This is a genomic window from Shewanella sp. BJSY2023SW005 (assembly GCF_047314585.1).
GTDB lineage: Bacteria > Pseudomonadota > Gammaproteobacteria > Enterobacterales > Shewanellaceae > Shewanella > Shewanella algae.
Window position 1 is genome coordinate 143,896 of record NZ_JBKORJ010000030.1, and the last position, 16,393, is coordinate 160,288.

The 16,393-nt window shown below is 52.7% G+C and carries 13 protein-coding genes; 10 read left to right on the forward strand and 3 right to left on the reverse strand.

Going from position 1 to position 16,393, the window contains the following annotated elements; genetic code table 11:
• The first annotated feature begins 231 nt into the window (after nt 1–231).
• Complete coding sequence (locus ACMHXI_RS10080; RefSeq protein ID WP_208184695.1) at nt 232–2,877, forward strand: TonB-dependent receptor plug domain-containing protein; 2,646 nt, start codon at nt 232–234, stop codon at nt 2,875–2,877.
• Between the two features lie 83 nt (nt 2,878–2,960).
• Here the strand turns inward: ACMHXI_RS10080 and panF are convergent, their stop codons facing one another.
• Nucleotides 2,961–4,409 (reverse strand): sodium/pantothenate symporter, encoded by a 1,449-nt coding sequence (gene panF / locus ACMHXI_RS10085; RefSeq protein WP_096141209.1) that lies wholly within the window; start codon nt 4,407–4,409, stop codon nt 2,961–2,963.
• Nucleotides 4,406–4,618 carry a DUF997 family protein gene (locus ACMHXI_RS10090; RefSeq protein ID WP_096141210.1) on the reverse strand — a complete coding sequence of 71 codons (213 nt, stop codon included), beginning with the start codon at nt 4,616–4,618 and terminating at the stop codon, nt 4,406–4,408. Before ACMHXI_RS10090 ends, panF begins: the two co-directional genes overlap by 4 nt.
• Nucleotides 4,619–5,565: 947 nt before the next feature.
• Here ACMHXI_RS10090 and focA point away from each other — a divergent pair.
• Genes focA through pflA form a run of 3 tightly spaced genes read left to right on the forward strand, consistent with a single transcriptional unit; the run spans nt 5,566 to nt 9,557 of the window.
• Nucleotides 5,566–6,447: a formate transporter FocA gene (focA, locus tag ACMHXI_RS10095; RefSeq protein WP_025889524.1), complete on the forward strand. Its 882-nt coding sequence runs from the start codon at nt 5,566–5,568 to the stop codon at nt 6,445–6,447.
• A gap of 29 nt (nt 6,448–6,476) precedes the next feature.
• Nucleotides 6,477–8,759 carry a formate C-acetyltransferase gene (pflB, locus tag ACMHXI_RS10100; RefSeq protein ID WP_028779374.1) on the forward strand — a complete coding sequence of 761 codons (2,283 nt, stop codon included), beginning with the start codon at nt 6,477–6,479 and terminating at the stop codon, nt 8,757–8,759.
• Between the two features lie 57 nt (nt 8,760–8,816).
• Nucleotides 8,817–9,557, forward strand: coding sequence for a pyruvate formate lyase 1-activating protein (gene pflA / locus ACMHXI_RS10105; RefSeq protein WP_025011778.1), 741 nt, complete (start codon nt 8,817–8,819; stop codon nt 9,555–9,557).
• A gap of 1 nt (nt 9,558) precedes the next feature.
• Here the strand turns inward: pflA and yfbV are convergent, their stop codons facing one another.
• Nucleotides 9,559–10,002, reverse strand: coding sequence for a terminus macrodomain insulation protein YfbV (gene yfbV / locus ACMHXI_RS10110; RefSeq protein ID WP_045283407.1), 444 nt, complete (start codon nt 10,000–10,002; stop codon nt 9,559–9,561).
• 158 nt (nt 10,003–10,160) lie between these two features.
• On the opposite strand from yfbV, the gene ackA reads away from it, so the two are divergent.
• The 6 genes from ackA (at nt 10,161) to xthA (ending at nt 16,347) form a co-directional block, all read left to right on the forward strand.
• On the forward strand, nt 10,161–11,360 hold the full coding sequence (ackA, locus tag ACMHXI_RS10115; RefSeq protein WP_025011777.1) for an acetate kinase: 1,200 nt from the start codon (nt 10,161–10,163) through the stop codon (nt 11,358–11,360).
• Nucleotides 11,361–11,454: 94 nt separating this feature from the next.
• Complete coding sequence (pta, locus tag ACMHXI_RS10120; protein WP_107004683.1) at nt 11,455–13,596, forward strand: phosphate acetyltransferase; 2,142 nt, start codon at nt 11,455–11,457, stop codon at nt 13,594–13,596.
• 564 nt (nt 13,597–14,160) lie between these two features.
• The gene (locus ACMHXI_RS10125; RefSeq protein WP_025011776.1) at nt 14,161–14,601 is read left to right on the forward strand and encodes a hypothetical protein; all 441 of its coding nucleotides are present in this window, start codon (nt 14,161–14,163) and stop codon (nt 14,599–14,601) included.
• Between the two features lie 95 nt (nt 14,602–14,696).
• Nucleotides 14,697–15,242: a septation protein A gene (locus tag ACMHXI_RS10130; protein ID WP_025011775.1), complete on the forward strand. Its 546-nt coding sequence runs from the start codon at nt 14,697–14,699 to the stop codon at nt 15,240–15,242.
• Nucleotides 15,242–15,541 (forward strand): YciI family protein, encoded by a 300-nt coding sequence (locus tag ACMHXI_RS10135; protein ID WP_025011774.1) that lies wholly within the window; start codon nt 15,242–15,244, stop codon nt 15,539–15,541. Before ACMHXI_RS10130 ends, ACMHXI_RS10135 begins: the two co-directional genes overlap by 1 nt.
• Nucleotides 15,541–16,347 carry an exodeoxyribonuclease III gene (gene xthA / locus ACMHXI_RS10140; protein WP_025011773.1) on the forward strand — a complete coding sequence of 269 codons (807 nt, stop codon included), beginning with the start codon at nt 15,541–15,543 and terminating at the stop codon, nt 16,345–16,347. Before ACMHXI_RS10135 ends, xthA begins: the two co-directional genes overlap by 1 nt.
• The last annotated feature ends 46 nt before the right edge of the window (nt 16,348–16,393 follow it).

The following is a 16,393-nucleotide window of genomic DNA, read 5'->3' on the forward strand; positions in this document are numbered from 1 at the left end:
ACCCCGCAAATGTTAATCAAATGTTTTTATCATGTTTTTAAATGTGGTTGCTGATGTTTTTTAATAGTTTCAAAACATCTGATTACATCTTTATTACAATAAATAATCGGGTAACAAGCATTTAACCGCTTGTATTATTTGTATCTTAATGGTTACATTTTGTCGCCGAATTGTTCTATGCCGGCTCGAATAAATACAAAAAGACAAAATAAATATCATAAAAGGATATAAATGATGAATCTCAGTGTCAGCAAAGCTGTGCGCTTCGCCCTCTTTGGCGGCGCAGCAGCGGCCACTCTTAGCCTACCTGCAGTTCAAGCCAACGAAAACGAACAACTGGAGCGCATCGAAGTTACCGGTTCACGTATCAAGCGTACCGACATGGAATCGGCACTGCCGGTAACTGTGATGAGTTCTGAAGACATAGCCAAAACCGGCCTGACAGATGTTTCTGCGGTACTGGCACAAATGCCATATAACACTGCGGGCAGCTTCATCAGCGACGCCGGCAGCTCTGCCAGTAACCATGCCAGCTCGGGCATGCGTGGTCTGGGTTCAAACCGCACCCTGACCCTGATCAACGGCCGCCGTATCGCACCATCAGCCACTTTTGGTGCCGATGCAACCAACCTTAACCTGATCCCTATGGACGCCATCGAGCGCATTGAGATCCTTCGTGACGGCGCTTCTGCCATCTATGGTTCCGATGCCATTGGTGGTGTAATCAACATCATTCTGAAGAAGAACTATGACGGTCTTGGATTCGATCTGAAATACGCCAACCCGACTCAGGGTGGCCGTGATGAAATGTCGGCGTCGATGACCTTCGGTAACACAGGCGATAAGAGCACCAGCCTGGTAATCATAGAGCACAAGAAGTTTGATCCTCTCAAGGGTGGTCAGCGTGATCATTTGACCGCCAACTGGGATGAGGCCTATGGCCGCAGCTCTCTGTATGCACCGGAAGGTACCTGGCGCCCTGTGGCTGCCCGCCCAGGCAAAAAAGAAGACGGAACCTTTGAAACGCCAACCTACACAGGTAACTATGTACCGGGTAAAGACTGTCCGGCCGATCAAATCGTTCAGAGCAAAGATGGTCCACGTTGTGGCTATAGCATGTATGAAGGCACCGATTACCTGCCGGATCAGACCAAAGACTCTTTGTTCAGTAACCTGACTTACAGAATTACCGACAACCTGGAATGGTTCGGTCAGGCGATTGTGATGCGTGACAAGTCCACGACTTCCTCTACCGCGCTATGGACCCCTAACCTGTACATAGCTGCCGACAACCCACTGAACCCAACTTATGGCGCAGCCAACGCAAGCGAAGTACAGGCTTACCACCGTCTTACCGGTGTGGCCGATCGCAGCACGACGTTCAAGTCCGATGTGATTGACGTGGTTACCGGTCTGAACCTGGAGCTGGATGCCGGTTCACTGAACTGGTATGTACAGTACTCAGATCAGCAGGTAGACATAAGCACTGACTCCTATGTGTTTGAAGACAACCTGCAACAAGCCGTAGACGCCGGCCTGTACAACCCATTTGTTCTGGGCGGCAATGCGACTCAGGCAACCCTGGACAGCTTCCTGCACACCGCCACCCGTCAAGCTGACTCCAAGACCACAGCGACTGCCATTTCCTGGGCTGCGCTGGCTCCTATCGCACTGCCAGGCGGTGACATAGGTTATGCCGTGGGTGCCGAGTACCAGAAGATGGAATTCAGCGATCGCCGCGACGCGCAGCAAGCTGCCGGCAAAGTACTGGGTACTTACGGTGGTGACTCCGCCGGTGAGCGTAACTACAAGGCTGCCTTTGTTGAGCTGGAACTGCCGGTCACTGACGATCTGAACATCAAACTGGCCAGCCGTTATGACCAATACAGCCTGCCGGACGAAGGCCAGCTGTCCAGCTCTATCAACCTGCGTTACCAGTTGTTGGATAACCTGGTACTGCGCGCCTCTTACGGCCAAGGTTTCCGTGCTCCGTCACTGGATGATCTGCTGGGCGAAGCCGCTACCAGTTATGACAGAGTGATCGACACCAAAGGCTGTCAGATGCTGCCGGCTGACCAACGCGAAGGCGCTGATGTGTGTGAGTCAACTCAGTATCTGCGCAAGAGTTCAGGTAATCCGGAGCTGAAACCTGAAGAGTCTGATCAGTATGCCTTCGGTGCAGTGTGGAACATCACTGATGATATCTCTCTGGTTGTGGACTACTACAACATAGAGATCAGCAACCAGGTCAGCTACGTTGGTGCCCAGACTATTCTGGATCTGGAAGCCACGACCGGCCTCGGTGCGTACGATCCTAAATATGTCTATGTGAAGCGTGATACCGACGGCAAGATTGAAGAGATTGGCGCCGGCTACATCAACATGGACGGGGTACAAACCTCGGGTCTGGACGTCTCTTTCAGCTCGCGCTTCGAGCTGGGTAACTACGGCAACCTGAAGTTCGCACTGGAAGGCACCTATGCACTGGAATACACAGAGCAGGCCAGCCCGGTCGACCCACGTTACGACGTGCTGGGTACCAAGGGATATCCTGAGCTGCGTTTCAACTCCACCTTCAGCTATGAGTACGATGCCTTCAGCGCCTCGCTGATCGCCAAGTACATAGACTCCTATGCCGGTGAAACGCCACAGCAGCAAGCTGCCAACATCGACAAGCAGGACTTCGGTTCCTTCACCACTTGGGATCTGGCCATGAACTATGACTTTGACAAGTTCGGTAAAGTCACAGTCGGTGCCCGTAACCTGTTCGATGCCATGCCTGCGGTGAACTATGAGCTGTCCTACCCAGGTTATGACGCCGATACCCACAACATTATCGGTCGCGTAGTCTACGCGGGTTATCAGATCCGCTTCTGATAAACGCTTTAATAGCCAAAAGCGCAGTCATTGACTGCGCTTTTTTTTGTTTAATTCCATCCTCAACAATCAAGCATGGAGCTTCATTCCGCTTTGTCCTGTGTGGTAACCAAAACTTCCCTTACCGGCAACCATGCCTGACAGCCCAACATGGCCAAGAGGGAAACCAGCAAGGCCGGTACCACAGGGTGAATATGAAGCGGCAAAGGCAAGGCCAGCCATTGCAGCATTCCATAACTCAGCAATCCGGAAATCATTGCGGCAAACACCGAGTTGCCAGTCAATGAAGGCCAGAATACCGCCGCCAATATTGGCCAGAGAAACACCGCCTGCAGCGCGCCGAAAGCAGCCAGATTGAGCCAGACTATCATGGCCGGCGGCTCTAGCGCCCAGTAACAGGCGAGCGCAGCAATCATCAACATGGTAATGCGGCTCAAACGCAGCTGGCTTTGCGCCGAGGTTTGTGGCCTCACCTTAACCCAGGCATCCCGCACCAGACTGACCGCCGCCTGCAGCAACATGGAGTCCACCGACGACATCACGGCGGCGATGGGCGCCGCCAGCAACACCCCGGCCAAAAGTGGCGAAAACAGTCCGGAGATCAAGGTAGGCATGATTTCATCCGGTACCTGCAAATCGGGATAAAGTGCCCTGCCCATCAAACCGATAAGATGCGGTAACAGTGTCATCAAAACACTGATAAGGGTGCCCCAAATAATGCCTTTCTTGAGCGCCTGGGTATCTTTAACCGCCAATAAACGCACCACAGTATGTGGCAGCCCCAAGGTGCCGAAACAGATAAGCACCCAAAACGACAGCATCATGGGCCAGCCCAGTTGCCCTTCATTGCCGTGGGGCTGCAACAAGGCAGGATCTTCGCTGGCCACCTTGGACATCAACTCTGTCATCCCACCATGGCCAAGCAGGGTGAAAAACAGCAGCAAGAGCCCCAGTAGCATTACTATTCCCTGAAAGGCATCTGTGATGGTCACCGCCCTAAAACCACCGCTCAGGGTGTAAGCCAACACTGTCACCACAAACAGTGCCAGCCCCAGGCTGTAGTCGATACCGCTGACCCCGGCAAACAACCTGGCGCCGCCGATAAACTGCACCGTTATCATGGCGATAAATCCAAGCACCAAGGAACCCAGCGCCAACATGCTGACTCCTTTATGTTCGAAGCGAGCGTCCAACCACTCAATCAAGGTGGCGTAAGGCGCCTTGGCCGCGAGGATCTTCGGCCCCAGCACTCCCAGGGTCAGCATGGCAACCGGCACCTGGATCAAGGCAAGCCATACCCAGCCCAAACCTATCTTGTAGGCGGCGCCCGGACCACCGATAAAAGAGCTGGCGCTGGTATAGGTGGCCACCAGCGTCAAGGCCAACATGGGGCCATTGAGAAAACGGCCACCGATAAAAAAGCGCGCCGCCTTATCCTGATAGAGGCTGGCCTTGTCTTGTCTGGCGGCAATAAAGCGGGTCAACACCAGGCTGAGCAACAGATAAACTAATACCGGGATAAGAGTGGTCACTCTTTATGCCCTCCCCGGCCAAACAGGTAGAAGAGTCCCATAATGAAAAACAGCTGGGTCAGGATACAGGACAGCCAAAACCACAATGGCAGGCCGTAATAGTCAGGTTTTGAGTCCCAGACACCCATATCGGTCAACAGGGGCCCCAGAGCCCACAACAGGGCGTAGATCAGGGTAAGTATGATGGCCAGACGTGCCATGGATGGCATAACGGCCTCCTTGGATTGCTCCTGGGGTTGGAGCGTGACAGCAAAAAGAAAGCGTTGATTCTAATCAACTCTTCCCCCGAGTGCCAAGGCATGACTCAAGTTACGCTTTGGTTGTGGGATAAAGTTATCACCCGGTTACCTGATGATATTCCGTTAACTTTTTGACTGCATGCCGAATTAACCATGACAGGACTCACAGCCCTGAGCCTGCTCCCGAACAGGTCACAACGGCCCAAAATTCAAGACCTGACTCAAACTTTGACACCAGTTTGTGAGGCTGTAGGAATAAGGATTTACTTAAATAGACTGTCGGCGGATCCCCCAGTGTCGGCGCTATGGCATACAATTGTTAACCTGCTCGCAAAATTTAGCTTTTCCCTGTGGGGAAAGGCCGATATCAGATGCCGACAGCGCGGCTCTGTGTTAATATTTTTATGGTAAATTGGTAAGACCAATTTTAAGGTTGGATGCGTAACGAGCGATTCTTTGAACAGACTTTCTCGGGGTAGCTAAAACCTCAACCTGGGCTCTGTAAGTAAAGAAGATGGAGATTGCGGCAACATGGGAGATGTAAACATTTCCAGTTTGCAGCCATTCATCGCGAGCAACAGCACAGATTGGACTTTTATAACGTGTTACAAGCTTATGCTTGGGTTAAACACCAAATAGAAAGCACAGGATTCGGTAGATAACACTGCAAGATAATTAAGATTGCGGTGAATTGTTTCAAGACTGTTTTTCAGGCAAAAAAGGAATGGCAAAAAGTAGTTTAATTTCACAATTCAGATTATGCGGCGATTAAATTGATCTGAATCACGTAATTTAATTACATTTTACTTATAGTTAACGAATTCGATGACTCAAGGGTCATCACACAGAACAAGCGATAAATGAATTTCATAACCTAAACCGGTGGCCAGCCACCAAATGAGCGAAAGAAGGCAGCTATGAACAACAGTCCTAGCCCATTTGATGCATCAACCCCTGCCAATACTGCGCAGAAGGTCGAGGATGCGGCCGTCGTCAAAATCGGCCGCGATACCCAGTCGACCCTGTTGCTGGCCATGACTGCGGGGGTGTTTATTGGCCTCGCGTTTATCTTCTATGTTGTCGCCACTGCCGGTGGCAGCGCCCTTCCCTACGGTCTCAACAAACTCATCGGCGGCCTGTGCTTCAGCCTGGGCCTGATGTTGGTGGTGGTTCTGGGCGGCGAACTCTTCACCTCTACTGTATTAACCATTACTGCCAGAGCCAGCAAACGGGTCACCACCAAGGCCTTACTGCGCAACTGGGGGCTGGTCTATCTGGGCAACTTTATCGGCGCCATGCTACTGGTAGGCCTGATGATCACCGCCAAACACTATGATGCCGGCCACGGTTTGATAGGCCTTGGTTACATGAAGACAGCTCAAGCCAAACTGCACCATGACTTTTTCCAGGCCATCGCCCTCGGGATCATGTGTAACATCATGGTGTGTCTGGCGGTATGGATGGCCTATGCCGGTCGCTCGGTCACTGACAAGCTGCTGGCCGTGGTGTTGCCGGTCGCCATGTTTGTCGCCGCAGGCTTTGAGCATTGCATTGCCAACATGTTCCTTATTCCCATGGCCATTATCAGCAAAAATATGGCCGGCACTGAATTCTGGACAAGCGCCGGGGTCAGCCCCGAGCAGTTTGCCGATCTCACATGGAGCCAATTCGTGTTCCATAATCTGGTTCCCGTCACTCTGGGTAATATCGTGGGGGGAGCTTTATTTGTAGGGTTGACTTACTGGTTTGTGTATCGCCGTCCCTTGCTGGCCAAGCAAGGCAGCGAGGCCAGCAAGTAACTTTATCTCAACTAGAAGGTATGAGTACTATGACCGAGAAAACTGAGCTGTTTGCAAGCGCATGGGAAGGCTTTGTTCCCGGCGATTGGAAGACCGAAGTCAATGTACGTGACTTTATCCAGAAGAACTACACCCCCTATGAAGGTGATGAGTCTTTCCTGGCTGGCCCCACCACTGCGACCACAGCCCTGTGGGACAAAGTCATGGAAGGCATCAAGCAGGAAAACCGCACCCACGCTCCGGTCGACTTTGATACAGACAAAGTCTCTACCATAGATTCCCATGATGCCGGCTACATCAATCAGGAACTGGAAACCATTGTTGGTTTGCAGACCGATGCGCCACTCAAACGCGCCATGCTGCCCAACGGTGGTATCCGCATGGTTGAAGGCTCCTGCGCCGCCTATGATCGCGAGCTGGATCCTGAAATCAAGTATGTCTACTCCGAACTGCGTAAGACCCATAACCAGGGTGTGTTCGATGTTTACACTCCGGAAATTCTCGCTTGCCGCAAGTCAGGTGTACTGACAGGTTTGCCCGATGCCTACGGTCGTGGCCGTATCATTGGTGACTACCGTCGCGTAGCCCTCTACGGTATCGACTACCTGATGAAGGACAAGGTTGCCCAGTTCACTTCACTGCAGGCTCAGATGGAAGCCGGTGAAGATCTGAGCAACGTTATCCAGTTGCGTGAAGAGATTGCCGAGCAGCACAGAGCGCTGGGCAAGATGAAGAAGATGGCAGCCAAATACGGTTATGACATCTCCGGCCCTGCCAAGAATGCCAAAGAAGCCATCCAGTGGACCTACTTCGGCTATCTGGCCGCGGTGAAGAGCCAAAACGGCGCTGCCATGTCTCTGGGCCGTACTTCAACCTTCATCGACGTTTATATCGAACGCGATCTGAAAAATGGCGTGCTCACCGAAGAGCAGGCTCAGGAAATGATCGACCATTTCGTGATGAAACTGCGTATGGTGCGCTTCCTGCGTACCCCTGAATACGATGAGCTGTTCTCCGGCGACCCAATCTGGGCTACCGAATCTATCGGTGGTATGGGTCTGGACGGTCGTCCACTGGTGAGCAAGACCAGCTTCCGCTTCCTGCACACCCTATACAACATGGGTCCAAGCCCAGAGCCAAACATCACTGTGCTTTGGTCCGAGCAGCTGCCTCAGCCATTCAAAAAATACTGCGCCAAAGTGTCTATCGACACCAGTTCCATCCAGTATGAAAACGATGACCTGATGCGCCCTGACTTCGAGTCCGATGACTACGCCATCGCCTGCTGCGTGAGCCCCATGGTTGTGGGCAAGCACATGCAGTTCTTTGGTGCCCGTGCCAACCTGGCCAAGACCATGCTGTACGCCATCAACGGTGGTGTGGATGAAAAGCTGAAAATTCAGGTTGCTCCCAAGGCAGATCCTATCACCGACGAAGTGCTCAACTATGATGACGTCATGAGCCGTCTCGATGGCCTGATGGATTGGTTGGCAACTCAGTATGTCACTGCGTTGAACACCATCCACTACATGCACGACAAGTACTCTTACGAAGCCGCGCTGATGGCGCTGCACGACAGAGACGTACGTCGCACCATGGCCTGTGGTATCGCCGGTCTGTCTATTGCTGCCGACTCCCTGTCTGCCATCAAGTATGCCAAGGTGAAACCGGTTCGCGATGAAAACGGTATTGCCGTAGACTTCGAAATCGAGGGTGATTATCCCAAGTTCGGTAACAACGACGCCCGTGTTGACGACATCGCCTGTATGCTGGTTGAAGGCTTTATGGCCAAAATTCGTGACAAGAAGATGTACCGCAACGCCATCCCAACCCAGTCAATCCTGACCATTACTTCCAACGTGGTGTATGGTAAGAAGACAGGTAACACTCCGGATGGTCGCCGCGCCGGTGCACCATTTGCCCCGGGTGCCAACCCAATGCACGGCCGTGACGAAAAAGGCGCTATCGCTTCATTGACCTCAGTGGCCAAGCTGCCCTTCGCTCACGCTCAGGACGGTATCTCTTACACCTTCTCCATTGTGCCCAATGCACTGGGTAAAGATGAAGATGCCCGCCGCACCAACCTGGCTGCGCTGATGGATGGATACTTCTCCCACAAGCCAGGCCATGAAGGTGGTCAGCACCTGAACGTCAACGTGATGAACCGTGAAATGCTGGAAGATGCTGTCGTCAACCCTGACAAGTATCCACAGCTGACCATACGTGTTTCAGGCTATGCAGTGCGCTTCAACTCACTGACCCCTGAGCAACAGCAAGACGTGATTACCCGTACTTTCACCAAAGCACTGTAATCCGCGTTTGAAACCAGGCTGCAGCGGCCGCCGCTGCAGCCATTCCAAGGAGAGCACATGACAGTAAAAGGACGGATCCACTCGGTGGAATCCTTTGGCACAGTAGATGGTCCCGGCATTCGCTTTATTGCCTTTATGCAGGGTTGCCTGATGCGCTGTAAATACTGTCACAACCGCGACACCTGGGATCTGGATGGCGGCAAGGAAGTTACGGTCGCGGAGCTGATGGAACAGATAGTCAGCTACCGACCTTTTTTGGAAGCCAGCTGTGGTGGCGTGACCGCCAGCGGTGGTGAAGCTGTGTTACAGGCTGAATTCGTTGCCGAGCTATTCAAGGCCTGCAAGGCCGAAGGCATTCACACCTGTTTGGACACCAACGGCTTTGTCCGTAAATACACAGAGGTGATCGACCAGTTGCTGGACAACACTGATCTGGTACTGCTGGACATCAAACAGATGGATGATGCCAAGCACATAGATCTCACCAAGGTCAGCAACCAGCGAACATTGCAGTTTGCCGAATATCTGGCAAAACGAGGCCAGAAAACCTGGATCCGTTACGTGGTTGTCGGCGGCTATACAGACGATGAAGCCTCGGCCGAAAAACTGGCTGAATTTATCAAGCCAATGACCAATGTGGAAAAAGTGGAGTTACTGCCCTACCACGAACTGGGCAAACACAAGTGGGAAGCCATGGGTGAACACTATGAACTCGACGGCGTGTCGCCGCCGGATCGCGAAACCATGGAGCGAATAAAGGCTATATTTATCCAGAAAGGGATCAATGCCGGTTACTGATTCAGAGCTCTTCCCAAAATCCGGCATCGAGACGTTCAAAGGCCAATTTAAGGATCTGCGCCATATCCATATAGCAGGCCTTGGCTCCTAAAGGACGACTGCTCACCCCAAGCCCGGAAAGCTTGGCATTGAGTTGATTACCCCAATCGAGCAAGGACAGCGGCAAGGGATGGCGAGCACGCCAACCCAGCCACAGATAGCCCTGCAAAGGCAGGCTGAGAAAGAACAGAAAGATAGCTATGGCCTGGGGCAGATAGTCCCAACCATAGAAATAGAGTGGCGTGGCAGCCGATAGCATGGCCAACACAGGCATCAACTGCAACGCCAACTGAGTGGCACGAATAACGCGAAACTCAGGAAAAAAGAAACCCAGTTGTCTGACCATGGGCCAGGTCTTCATATAACGATGACCTTCCCTCACGGTTTTGAGAAAGTTAAGGCTCAATCAAGGCACCTGAAACAAGCATAATATTGCTTTTACCTTAGCACAGTTCCCTATTCGGCCCCAACAACGGCTTGACGGCAGGAACGCAGTGAAACAGGTTACAGGCGAGTCCAGTTCACCCGTAACTCATTAATTAAAAACGGCGAAAGGTTTTTAACATGTCTAAAAAACTGGTATTGGTTCTAAATTGCGGCAGTTCTTCTTTGAAATTTGCAGTCATGGATGCACTCACGGGCGATGATCAGATCTCAGGTCTGGCCGAGTGCTTTGGTCTGGAAAACTCCCGCATCAAATGGAAACACAATGGCGAAAAGCATGAAGCCGCACTGGGCGCATTTACCGCGCACCGTGAAGCCGTGGAGTTTATTGTGAACCAGATCCTGGCTCCCCTGCCTGAACTGGCGTCACAGATCCTGGCGGTGGGTCACCGTATCGTGCATGGCGGCGAAAAATTCACCCGCTCGGTTATCATTGACGACCAGGTGATCAAAGGTATCGAAGACTGTGCCTCACTGGCACCGCTGCACAATCCGGCGCACCTGATAGGTATTCGCGCTGCCATGGCCTCGTTCCCAAGCCTGCCTCAGGTTGCCGTGTTTGACACCGCCTTCCACCAGAGTATGCCTGAGCACGCTTTTGTCTATGCCCTGCCCTACAAGCTTTACCGTGAGCACGGCATTCGTCGTTACGGCATGCACGGCACCAGCCATCTGTTTGTCAGCCGTGAAGCGGCCAAGGTGCTGGGTAAAGAGCTGGCCGACACCAATGTAATCTGTGCTCACCTGGGCAACGGCGCTTCGGTCACGGCGGTTAAAGGCGGCAAGAGCATGGATACTTCCATGGGCCTGACACCACTGGAAGGCTTGGTGATGGGAACCCGCTGCGGCGATATCGACCCCTCCATCATCTATCATCTGGTGCACCAACTGGGTTACACCCTGGAGGAGGTCAACAACCTGCTGAACAAGCAGAGCGGCCTTTTGGGGATCAGCGAACTGACCAATGATTGCCGTGGTATTGAGGAAGGATACGCCGAAGGTCACAAAGGTGCGACACTGGCACTGGAAATCTTCTGCTATCGTCTGGCAAAATATATCGCCTCCTACACTGTGCCATTGGGCCGTCTGGATGCCGTGGTGTTTACCGGCGGCATAGGTGAAAACTCCGACATTATCCGCAAGAAAGTGCTGGAACTACTGTCCATCTTCAACTTCCAGGTCGATGATGAACGCAACCTGGCCGCCCGCTTCGGCAATGGCGGAATTATCACTAAAGATGAGGGCACTCTGGCCATGGTCATTCCCACCAATGAAGAGTGGGTCATCGCCGAAGACGCTATTAGTTTGATAGAAGAATAATATGACCAATCAGCCGCCTGGTTAGCCTGGCGGCTTTCATGTTTTTTGACTTTACAAGATTCACCGGAAAACCATCGACTCCGAAGAGGTTTTTATGTCCCGTAACATTATGTTGATCCCCATAGGCACTGGCGTCGGTCTGACGTCTATCAGCCTGGGGATGGTTCGTGCATTGGAACGCCACGGCGTTAAAGTGCAATTCTTTAAACCCATTTCCCAGTTGCGCCCGCAGGATCACGGCCCTGAGCGTTCAACTACCATCCTCAGCAAGTCCCCCACGGTCAACCCGCTTGAGCCGTTTGAAATGGCCCACGCCGAAGCGCTGATCCGCGCCGATCAGACGGATGTGCTGATGGAGCAAATCATCGCCCGCGCCAGTGAAATTGCCGACAACACTGAAACCCTGATCATCGAAGGCCTGGTGCACACCCGTAGCCATCCGTTTGCCGATGATGTCAATTATGCCATTGCCAAGGCGCTCGACGCCGATGTGATTTTTGTCGCAACCCCAGGCAACGACAGTCCGACCGGGCTGATGAACCGCCTCGAAATCGCCTTTAACTCTTGGGGTGGTAACAAGAACAAACGTCTTATCGGTGCCATCATTAACAAGATTGGCGCGCCGGTGGACGACGAAGGCCGTGCCCGTCCGGATCTGTCTGAAGTATTCGACCATCAGGACGTTCAGCGCAGCGATACTGCCGGTATGTTCCAGTTGCCGGGCAAGAGCCCACTGAGGATCCTCGGCAGCGTGCCTTACAACCTGGATCTGGTGTCCCCCAGAGCATCCGACTTGGCCAAGCACCTGCGTGCCCGCATCATCAATGCCGGTGAGATGAACACTCGCCGTCTGCGCAAGGTAACCTTCTGTGCCCGCTCGATTCCCAACATGGTGCAGCACATCAAGACAGACTCGCTGCTGGTCACCTCTGGCGATCGCTCCGATGTTATCGTATCTGCCTGTCTGGCAGCGATGAACGGCGTTAAGATTGGTGCCTTGCTGCTGAGCGGCGGTTATGAACCTGAGCCTGAGATCATGGCTTTATGTGAACAGGCCTTTGAAACCGGCCTGCCTGTGTTCCTTATCGACACCAATACCTGGCAAACCTCGCTCAATATTCAACGCTTTGACCACGAAGTACCTGTGGACGATGCAGTGCGTATTGAACTGGTACAGGAATATGTTGCCGGTCATATCGATCAGAGCTGGATTGAAAGCGTCACCGAAAACTCGCCCCGCGAGCACCGCCTGTCGCCACCGGCTTTCCGCTACAAACTTACCGAGCTGGCCCGCGCCGCCCGTAAGACCGTGGTGCTGCCTGAAGGCGATGAGCCGCGCACCATCAAAGCCGCCGCCATCTGCGCCGAGCGCGGTATTGCCCGCTGCGTACTGCTAGGCAAACGCGACGAGATTCTGCGTATCGCAGCCCAGCAGGATGTCATTCTGGGAGAGGATGTCGAGATTATCGATCCCGATGAAGTGCGTGAGCGCTATGTCGAACCTATGCTGGATCTTCGCCGTCACAAGGGTCTGACCGAAGTAGTTGCCCGTGAGCAGTTGGAAGACAACATGGTGCTGGGCACCATGATGCTGGCCCAGAATGAAGTGGACGGTATCGTTTCCGGTGCGGTCAACACCACGGCCAACACCATTCGTCCGCCACTGCAGCTGATTAAGACAGCGCCCGGCTCCAGCCTGGTCTCTTCCATCTTCTTCATGCTGATGCCGGATCAAGTGCTGGTATATGGTGACTGCGCCATCAACCCGGATCCCAATGCCGAGCAGTTGGCCGATATCGCCATTCAATCGGCCGAGTCGGCCAAAGCCTTCGGCATTGAGCCCAGAGTGGCGATGATCAGCTACTCAACCGGTGACTCAGGGACAGGCTCAGATGTGGATAAGGTGCGTGAAGCCACCCGGATTGCCAAAGAGAAGCGTCCGGATCTGGTGATTGACGGCCCACTGCAGTACGACGCCGCCGTGATGCCCAATGTGGCTCGCTCCAAGGCGCCGGACAGCCCGGTTGCCGGTAAGGCAACCGTGTTTGTGTTCCCGGATCTCAACACGGGTAACACCACTTATAAGGCGGTTCAACGAAGCGCCGATCTGATCAGCATAGGCCCTATGCTGCAAGGTATGCGTAAGCCGGTGAACGATCTGTCCCGTGGCGCCTTGGTGGATGACATAGTCTACACCATCGCCCTGACGGCCATTCAGGCCACTCAGAGTAATTAATGGTCCGATAGCCAATTCAAGAAAAGCGTCTGCTCCGGCAGGCGCTTTTTTGTAGTCTATTTCACATAGGAGCTCACTCAGCGAGCATCAAAAGCTGGGGAACAGATTGGGTAATGAAAGGTTTATCGGGATAAATCGATGCCAGCCTGCACACATGCGCGTCTTTTCAACCTACCCTTTGGAACTGGCAGTTCAAACCTCTATAAGAACTGATATTGGATACTGACTGCGGCTTTTATCTGCAAAAGCTGTACAAAATCAACGCAAAGGATCCTTTACGCCAGTTATGATTCAGCCAGGAATGAGTTATCAGGAGAGAAACGGATAGGGAAAAGTGCCAAGCGTCAAAAAATAACCAGCGACAATTTAACGACGATATCAATCGCTTAGGAAGTATCTATCGAGTCTTCAACACACTTGTCCACAGATTCTGTGGATAAGAATCTCTGCGCTATCCTCTTTATATGCCACAGGATCGCCGATCCCGTCAAGCGTGCGGCATCGGCTTGCGATCAATACTAAAAAAACCGATACTGTTTGGCACCAATCATTAGGGTCAACACTATGAGATATTTACTTTTTCTTTGTCTGCTAGGCCTATTTGGCTGCAATGATGACCCGAGTAAAGCCACCATAGATAGCCCGGAACAAGTCGCCTTGGGATTCTTTCAGGCCATCTACGTAGATAAGGATGTCGAGAAGGCAACCCATTATGTCGATGATCCGATGAAGGAGGTGCTGAAAAGTTACTATATCGCCGCCTCTGTACAGCGCCATATGCTCAATCTACAGATGACAGATGTCACCCTGGAGATTGAAGAGATAGATATCGACTTCTTTCGCAAGTTCACCGATGACGTGACTGTCGTGGTCAAATTTACCGGCCGTAGAGGTGGCCGCCCCTGGGTCGATGACAGAACCATTCGCCTGCATAAACGGGGCCGGGCCTGGGTGATAGTGGAAATTCTCCCGGAAACCGGCAAGATCAACTCAGGTTCCCTGTAATAATTGTGCACTGACCCACGCAAGGGCCGAAGAGGTTTATCCCTCAAAGCCCGCCGTGCTAAACTCAAAGGCAATTTTCACTCAGTCTGATTACTATGAAACAACTGTTGGATTTCCTGCCGCTGGTTATCTTCTTTGCCGTTTATAAGTTTTACGATATCTATGTCGCCAGTGGCGCCTTGATAGCCGCAACGGCTCTGCAACTCGTGGTGACCTACCTGCTGTACCGCAAGCTTGAGAAAATGCATCTCATCACCTTTGCCATGGTGGCCGTATTCGGTACCCTGACCTTGGTGTTTCACGACGATGCCTTTATCAAATGGAAAGTCACCATAGTCTATGCCCTGTTCGCCTTGGGTCTGGGTGTCAGCCAATTGCTGAATAAGCCTGTACTCAAGGGCATGCTGGGGCAGGAACTCAAGGTCGCCGACAAGATATGGGCCAGAGTCACCTGGTACTGGGTCAGTTTCTTTATTATCTGCGGCCTTATCAATATCTATGTCGCCTTCAGTCTGAGTCAGGAAACCTGGGTCAACTTCAAGGTCTTTGGCTTGACCGCAGTGACGCTACTGAACACCATAGCAACCGTGGTTTATCTCTTTAAACACATCCCCGAAGAGCAACGCAAGGAACTCAAATAATGTGGTATATGATCTCATCTCAAGATGTTGAAAACAGCCTGGAAAAACGTCTTGCCGCTCGTCCGGCCCATCTACAGCGCCTACAACTGCTGGCCGATGAAGGACGATTGATGCTGGCCGGTCCACATCCCGCCGTGGACAGTGAAAACCCGGGGGACGCCGGATTCAGCGGCTCTTTGGTGGTGGCCGAGTTTGAATCGCTGGAAGCCGCCCAGGCCTGGGCCAATGCCGATCCTTATGTTGCCGCCGGCGTTTATCTGAGTGTTATCGTTAAACCCTTCAAACGAGTGCTGCCCTGATGAAAATCGTTTCCTTCAATATCAACGGACTGAGAGCTCGTCTGCATCAACTGCAACAGTTGATAGACAGTCACCAGCCGGACATCATAGGGCTGCAGGAAACCAAGGTGCACGACGAAGCCTTCCCTCTGGCCGAAGTGGAGGCCATGGGGTATCAGGTACATTTCCACGGTGGCAAGGCCCACTATGGCGTGGCTCTGTTATCCAAACAGGCCCCCATTGAGGTTCAAAAAGGCTTTCCCACCGACGATGAAGATGCCCAGCGCCGGCTTATCGCCGGAAAGTTCATCCAGGACAACGGCCGGGTGCTGACAGTGATTAACGGCTACTTCCCCCAGGGGGAAAATATCAATCACGAGACCAAGTACCCGGCCAAGCGTAAGTTTTACGCCGATCTTATGCAGTATCTGCAAAACTCATTCAGCCCGGATCAGGATATTGCCATCATAGGGGATATCAATATCTCGCCGCTGGATCTGGATATCGGCATCGGCGATGCCAATGCCAAACGTTGGCTGAAGACGGGTAAATGCAGCTTCCAGCCGGAAGAGCGTGAATGGTTGCAAACCCTGCTGGATTGGGGTTTGGTGGACACCTTCCGCCAGTTGCACCCGCAGCGCAGCGAACGCTACTCCTGGTTTGATTATCGCAGCCGTGGCTTTGATGATAACCGCGGCCTGCGTATCGATGTGATCCTGGCAACCGAGTCGCTGGCAAGCCGCTTGAGTGAGGCCGATGTGGATTACGCGCTTCGCGGCATCGACAAGCCCTCGGATCACGCGCCTATCTGGAGCTGTTTTCGCTGACATTGTCGCTAACGCTGGATGGCGCTGATGGCGCTGACTACAGCAA